General features: G+C 45.7%; 10 protein-coding genes. 3 read left to right on the top strand and 7 right to left on the bottom strand.

Annotated elements, in window-relative coordinates:
• Positions 1-33: 33 nt before the first annotated feature.
• The 6 genes from NFR55_RS07185 to NFR55_RS07210 form a co-directional block, all read right to left on the bottom strand.
• Entirely contained in the window at positions 34-849 is an 816-nt protein-coding gene (locus NFR55_RS07185) for a tyrosine-type recombinase/integrase (RefSeq protein WP_251547751.1), read from the bottom strand.
• Complete coding sequence (locus tag NFR55_RS07190) at positions 839-1,936, bottom strand: protein rep (protein WP_251547753.1); 1,098 nt, start codon at positions 1,934-1,936, stop codon at positions 839-841. Before NFR55_RS07190 ends, NFR55_RS07185 begins: the two co-directional genes overlap by 11 nt.
• Before the next feature lie 167 nt (positions 1,937-2,103).
• Complete coding sequence (locus tag NFR55_RS07195; protein ID WP_251547755.1) at positions 2,104-2,802, bottom strand: RNA polymerase sigma factor; 699 nt, start codon at positions 2,800-2,802, stop codon at positions 2,104-2,106.
• A gap of 19 nt (positions 2,803-2,821) precedes the next feature.
• Entirely contained in the window at positions 2,822-3,031 is a 210-nt protein-coding gene (locus NFR55_RS07200) for a hypothetical protein (RefSeq protein ID WP_251547757.1), read from the bottom strand.
• 6 nt (positions 3,032-3,037) lie between these two features.
• Complete coding sequence (locus NFR55_RS07205; RefSeq protein ID WP_251547759.1) at positions 3,038-3,217, bottom strand: hypothetical protein; 180 nt, start codon at positions 3,215-3,217, stop codon at positions 3,038-3,040.
• Positions 3,214-3,477: a hypothetical protein gene (locus NFR55_RS07210; protein ID WP_251547761.1), complete on the bottom strand. Its 264-nt coding sequence runs from the start codon at positions 3,475-3,477 to the stop codon at positions 3,214-3,216. The genes NFR55_RS07205 and NFR55_RS07210 overlap by 4 nt, the downstream gene beginning before the upstream one ends.
• A gap of 159 nt (positions 3,478-3,636) precedes the next feature.
• On the opposite strand from NFR55_RS07210, the gene NFR55_RS10595 reads away from it, so the two are divergent.
• Positions 3,637-3,909, top strand: a complete 273-nt coding sequence (locus tag NFR55_RS10595) for a helix-turn-helix domain-containing protein (protein ID WP_420851543.1) — start codon at positions 3,637-3,639, stop codon at positions 3,907-3,909.
• Positions 3,910-4,361: 452 nt separating this feature from the next.
• Here the strand turns inward: NFR55_RS10595 and NFR55_RS10545 are convergent, their stop codons facing one another.
• Positions 4,362-4,487: a hypothetical protein gene (locus tag NFR55_RS10545; protein WP_275556920.1), complete on the bottom strand. Its 126-nt coding sequence runs from the start codon at positions 4,485-4,487 to the stop codon at positions 4,362-4,364.
• Positions 4,488-4,745: 258 nt separating this feature from the next.
• Between NFR55_RS10545 and NFR55_RS07215 the strand changes: the two genes are divergently transcribed.
• Both NFR55_RS07215 and NFR55_RS07220 read left to right on the top strand, forming a co-directional pair.
• Positions 4,746-5,303, top strand: a complete 558-nt coding sequence (locus tag NFR55_RS07215; RefSeq protein ID WP_251547763.1) for a TetR/AcrR family transcriptional regulator — start codon at positions 4,746-4,748, stop codon at positions 5,301-5,303.
• On the top strand, positions 5,296-5,937 hold the full coding sequence (locus tag NFR55_RS07220) for a hypothetical protein (RefSeq protein WP_251547765.1): 642 nt from the start codon (positions 5,296-5,298) through the stop codon (positions 5,935-5,937). Before NFR55_RS07215 ends, NFR55_RS07220 begins: the two co-directional genes overlap by 8 nt.
• The last annotated feature ends 132 nt before the right edge of the window (positions 5,938-6,069 follow it).

Here is a 6,069-nt window from a genome sequence, read left to right on the forward strand (position 1 = left end):
CGTAAATTGCCTGCGGCAATAGCTAAGAGAAAATCAGTCTTTCGGCGTAAGACGGAATTTTGCAAACTCCGTCTTACTGAATTCGGTTGTAATGTGGGTGTAGATTTTCAACGTAGTACTAATGTCGGAATGTCCCGCAAGCTGTTGCGCGACATTTACGTTTATGCCGCTTTCGGCGCACCTCGTGACGAATGTGTGCCGCAAGTCGTGTAAGCAGTGGTCGGGGCAAAGGCGGTGAAAAGTATGCGACACGTTCGTTTTGTTGTACGGAAACACCAACACGCCCGTGCCAGTAAGTTTGTATTGTTCTTCGAGTGCCGCGGCGAGTTCGGGAAGTATGTATACAATGCGGTCGCTGCATTCCGTTTTCGTGCCCGAAATATGAATTTGCTTGAGCGAGTAGTCTATATCCGACCACTTCAAGCTAAGAGCCTCCGCCCGTCGCGCACCCGTAAGCAAGTAGAACTTAAAAAGGTTAATGTACTTGCAATCTTTCGCGCGTTCGAGAAACTGCGCTTGCTCGGTAACGGTAAGAGCTCGCCCCGTCTTCGCTCTATAACGTACGCTTTCAATCTTTTGCGTAATGTCGTGGGGTATGAGGTCTACGCAATACGCTTTGCGCAGTGCATTGCGTAGCGTGAAATACAGGTATTTGCGCGTTCTTGCCGCTTTGCAAGCGGCAATAGCGCGGTCAACATCGAGCGCTCGAATGTCTTCGAGCTGTAGCTCTTTGAGCCATGCGGGAACGTGTAAGCGTATTACACCCTCGAGCCGCTCCACACTGCCGCGCGTGAGATACGGCACTTTGTAAATGTCGAGCCATTCGCAAAGCCACTCATTAAGCGTCATTGTGCAGTAGCTCTCGCCGTATGGCGTTTTTGGATATGTAAGTTATATCGTCGTGTTCAAGCTCCGCGCATATCTCTTGTAGCGTGAGCAACTGCTTTTCGGGGTCTTCTATCTTGCGCAGTTCGGCGAGTATCTCGGCGTACACTTTTTCAACTTCCGCCTCGGCTACCGTTTCAAAATCGTACTTGTTCAACACGCCGTACCCTTGCAAGACCTTTCGACGGTGTAGGGCATAATACAGCGTTTCGAATACGTCGTAATTAAAAATTGCGCCGTCTTTGAAACTGCCTTTAACTGCGTACTTGAACACTTCCTTGTAGTTGCCGTTCGCGCGGTCTACAGTTACGCTGTAGCCTTGCTGTAGCGAGTTTACAACGTCGGCGGTTAACCTTTGGTCGTTGTAAAATAAGTACCATGTTTTTTGTAGCAGTATCTCGAAGTCGGTAAACTTGCGGCGTAGTTTGCCGTTGTGGTATGAAAAATCGTTTATATGCTTGCGCTTTCCGTTTACACCTTTCTTGTGTAATACGAAAAGGCAATGAAAGTGCGGGTGATATTCTACTTGCTTGCCTTTGGTGGCTTTGGTCGTAATCTCTAAGCCTCTCACCGCTCCGATATAGCCGTAGCTCCGAAAGTCTATGCCGTTGCATTTCCTTTCGCCGCCGAAGTACCGTACTATGTACGGGAATTTAGTATACATGCGGTCAAGTGTGCCGAGCAGTTCCTTGCCGTCGCAGTTCGGCACGGTAAACACTATGTGGTAGATATCTCGCTCGGTCATTAAATCGTCAAGCACGGGTTTGTACTTGGTGTATCTCCGCTTACTTTGTACGTTTTGGCAGTTAAGGCAAAATTTGTCTTTGCACAGGTTTATGCGCTTGATGTCTTTAATGCCTTGCTTGCGGTAGTGGTCTATGTCCCATAATTGAAAACAGCCGCACACGGACTCCGCGCGGTTCAAATGCTTTTCTCTTGCGGTTTCCGTGTACAGCTGTCTATAAAAGTCGGCAATGATTTCATTGCCTGCAATACGCTTAGCGGATTTCTTAACGGCTTTTTTGTCTACTTTGTAGTCGGTAAGTTTCATGCTTTGAGTAACCTCTTAGCCGAGAATTTGTGGCGAGTTATTTCTATATATATCAAGACGCCCCCTGCGGGGGCGCGGCAAGGAGGAAGAAAATCCGCGCTCCCTCGGGGACGATTGATAAGGAAGGATAGCCAAAGGGGGAGTGAGTATTTCGCCCTCACTCACGGCTAAAAGGCTTGTACACCTTTCATGGTATTACAGCGCATTTGTCGCCGCCTATGCGGTGGCAAATACGGTTGTAGTCGTTGTAATAGTTTGTTCGACTGTTTGCGCAGTCGGCGTATATATGCGGTCTTGAGCGATTGTGCGCCGTTTAGCGTTAAGCCCATTTCTTTGCCAACCTCTCGCGCCGTCATGTCGGTATAGTAGAAGTATGCAAACGCCTCGCGCTGTCTCGGCGTGAGCAGTTCGAGCACTGCGTTGTACACGTTGTCCGTGTAGCTCGGCTTAGGCTCTACGACTTCGAGTATGTCGAAATCGCTTTCGAGCGTTTCGCCGACCGTTTCTACAACACCGCCGTGCCTATGCTCACGTATGGCGGGCGCGTCGAGTATCGTGAGTACCTCGGTGTTGCCTTGGCGGTACGCATGAAACTCGCGCTCCGTTCCGAAACGGACGTAAACGCACACGTCTTTTATGCTCCGAACAAGTGCGCGGGCGGTGTCAAAATTGAACTTAGAAAAATAGAGGTAACACTCGTTCGTAGCATCTTCGTATAGCTTGCGGTCGGGTAGTGGGTAAAAGTAGCTTTTGCAAACCGTAACGATTAGCTTGTAGTTTGCCATGTAGTAGCGGTCTATAAGCTGCTTATCTCCCTTGCGTATGTTTTCTATTTCCGTCGCCGTCGGCAATGTCGCTCTCTCCATTGTCTGCGTCTCCTCGTCATTATTCGTGTTCGTCGTAGTCGTCTTCGTCGTCTACGGCAAACCCGATAGCGTGTACCGCGGTTTTCGGTTCGGTGTCGCGCCGCACGGAAATTGCGCCGTATTCGTTTTGAATTGTCATGCCCGACAATTCAGGCTTGCTCAAGAACAGGCGCACCCCCGACAGCAAAAACCGCTCGGATTTGTTGGGGTTGGTTCGTTTTTGTTTCATGGCGCGTCACTCCTTTTCGAAGAACCCTTCTTGCTCGAGTATGTAGTTAATGAGCTTTTTATCTTCGGAGCGCGGATGCAAACTGAACGTTTGCCCGCCGAGTTCTACTTCGTAGGCGGTGTACTCTCTTTCTTTGCCGTCGTCGCCCTTAAAGGTCTTGCGACTGATTGTGAGTTCTAATGTCATGCTTGTATGCTCCTTTCTTCGTAGTAGTTGATATTCTCAACACAGTTGCGTAGCTTCTTGCCGTAATCTGCCGCTATCTCGCAGTAAACTACTTTTACAGCTTCGTTCGGGCAGGTTGCGGCGTCGCGGCTGATATTGCGCACTACGGTCGCAAGAGTCTCCGCTCTTGCTCGCAACGCTCCGAGCGTTGCCTCGTTCGCTTCGCGCTCGTAATTGCGCAGTAATTCTCTCTTCTCTTCTTCGGTCATGAGTTTTATCATGCTTGTATGCTCCTTTGCCCCTCGTGGGGGCGAGTGTTATTTAGTGTAGCATTTTGCTACTTTTGACATTGTAGCATACTGCTACTTTTCTTGTCAAATGTTTTGTAGCATTTTGCTACAACAAATGCAAGACTCGTAGTAATATGCTACAATGCAGTTATGAGAGAGGATTTTGCAACACGATTAAGGGAATTGAGAATTGCTAACAATTTGTCACAGCAAACTATTGCCGACAAATTGCATATTGCACGTATTTCGTATTTGCATTGGGAACAAGGAAAGACTGAACCGAGTATAAACAACATTTGCTTATTATGCGGGTTGTTTGATGTATCGGCAGATTATTTGCTTGGATTGGAAGATGAGGGCGGGGGAAAGTACTCGAACAGTTTCAATAATTTCAACAATTCGGGTACGGTAAATATTCGGTGACGGAACGACAAAAGCGGCGGGCACGCGCTAACCCGCTTGCGTGTCCCGCCGCATCTTTTGCCGTTCAATGTCACCGCGCTATTTAACCCCGGACTTTGAGCCTGCAATATAACGACGTTCACTAACTTCGATATATAACCGGGGATTGTAACACCGTTTTCGAGCTTTCGGGAATCGCTCAAAATCCGGTGGTAGCGATACCGTGTCGGTTCGACTCCGACCGGCGGCACCAAAAACCCGAGCACCCGACAGGGTGCGCGGGTTTTTTCATGCAGTGGGTTGGATTGAGAACCCTGTTTACAGCGGTTCGCTCAGCCGAGCGCGTAGCGCGAACGCCATGAGCCGCAGGCGAATACTCCGACCGGCGGCACCAAAAACCCGAGCACCCGACAGGGTGCGCGGGTTTTTTCATGCAGTGGGTTGGATTGAGAACCCTGTTTACAGCGGTTCGCTCAGCCGAGCGCGTAGCGCGAACGCCATGAGCCGCAGGCGAATACTCCGACCGGCGGCACCATAACAGGGGTATACGAGCACCCCGACGAGAGAGAAACCGAGTTTTCGGTTTCTTTTTCTTTCATGCGTAAATGTTCCAACCACGCGGAATACCGCCGCAGGCAAATTGTTAAGGGTTTGCGCAGTAGGGGGCGGCGGTTTTATGCCCTACGGGAAATAAATCGCCGCCCTTGAAATTTGTCAAGGCGGCGTATTCCGTCCTCAGACGGTAAGCACAAGCGAATAACAAAACCTACTCTATTTTAACACAAATCATTTGACATGTCTATCATTTTCGTATATACTGAACATTGTTCAAAACTATGTTCAACGGGAGTAGTAAAATGGAAATAAAAGATAAAATTATCAATTTTACTATTGATTTGATAAAAGAAGCAAACGGCGATATTGATAAAATTACAATAAGAGAAATTGCCAAAAGGGCGGAAATAGGCGTTGGACTTATTAACTATCATTTTCAAAGCAAGAAAAATTTAGTTGATATTTGCGTACAGCAGATTATCAGTAATGTGATTGCTCAATCAAAACCGAATATGGACGGGCTTTCGCCTATGGAAAAACTAAAATGTTCGGTTAAAATTCCTATTGATTTTTTAATGGACAATCCCGAAATCGCTAAAATATCAATTTTGGGCGATTTAATGCAAGGGCAAGCAAACGATAATACTTTCCAAACATTAGCACGATATTATTTTAACGCAAACAATTTAGGGCTAAATGAAAATACATTTTTCAATACCGCCCTTTTAATTCACGGACTACAAGGGATATTTTTGCGTTGGGAACTTTATAAGGACAAATTTGATTTTGCCGATAAAGCGCAAAGAGATATTTTAATTGATAGTTTAATAGAAAAACTATTCGGAGCGGAAAATGAATAGAAAAATAGGTTTTATTTCTTCAATAGTGATTTGCTGTACGGTTGCAATATTTTTGATTTGTTTGATTGTAGCGTTGTTTGCTCAAAATGTATTTACCGAAAATTTAAGTTACGGCGTTTGTGCGGTGCTTTCGTGGGGTTGGGTTGCTACTGCTTGCGTTTACTCTTGCTATACGCAAAAAGAACGCTGTGCAGCGGCAAAAATCGGCGTTGCCATAGGCGTGATATACGCTACAATTATCAGCATCGTATATTTTACTCAATTAACTACTGTTTTACATAAATCGGCTGACGATAAAATTTTGCAAGTCTTTGCATTTTCATCTGCGGGTAGTTGGCTGTTTAATCTCGATTTGTTGGGGTATGGGTTGCTTTCTATTTCCACGTTTTTTGTCGGCTTAACTTTGCAAACTGAAAATAAAGTCGATAAGGCGTTAAAATTTCTTTTAATGTTACACGGCGTATTTTGTGTTTGTATGTTTGTACCTATTTTGCCGTTACCAGCAACTAATCAAGGCAACGGCGGCACAATAGCGTTGATTTGCTGGTGCTTATTCTTTTTACCGATTTGCGTATTATCAATTTTACATTTCAAAAAATTAAATGACAATAATGCAATAAAGGAAAGTCTATGACAAACTACGTTGTATGTCCCGATTGCGGGTATAAATTATTCAAGTTATAATTGATGATAAATTGAAATTTAATTTTCAATTTTAATAATAATGTCGTATGCAGTAGAACATTCTTCTTTTGATAATTTTGTT

It is taken from the genome of Pumilibacter intestinalis (genome assembly GCF_943193005.1).
Lineage (GTDB): Bacteria > Bacillota > Clostridia > Christensenellales > Pumilibacteraceae > Pumilibacter > Pumilibacter intestinalis.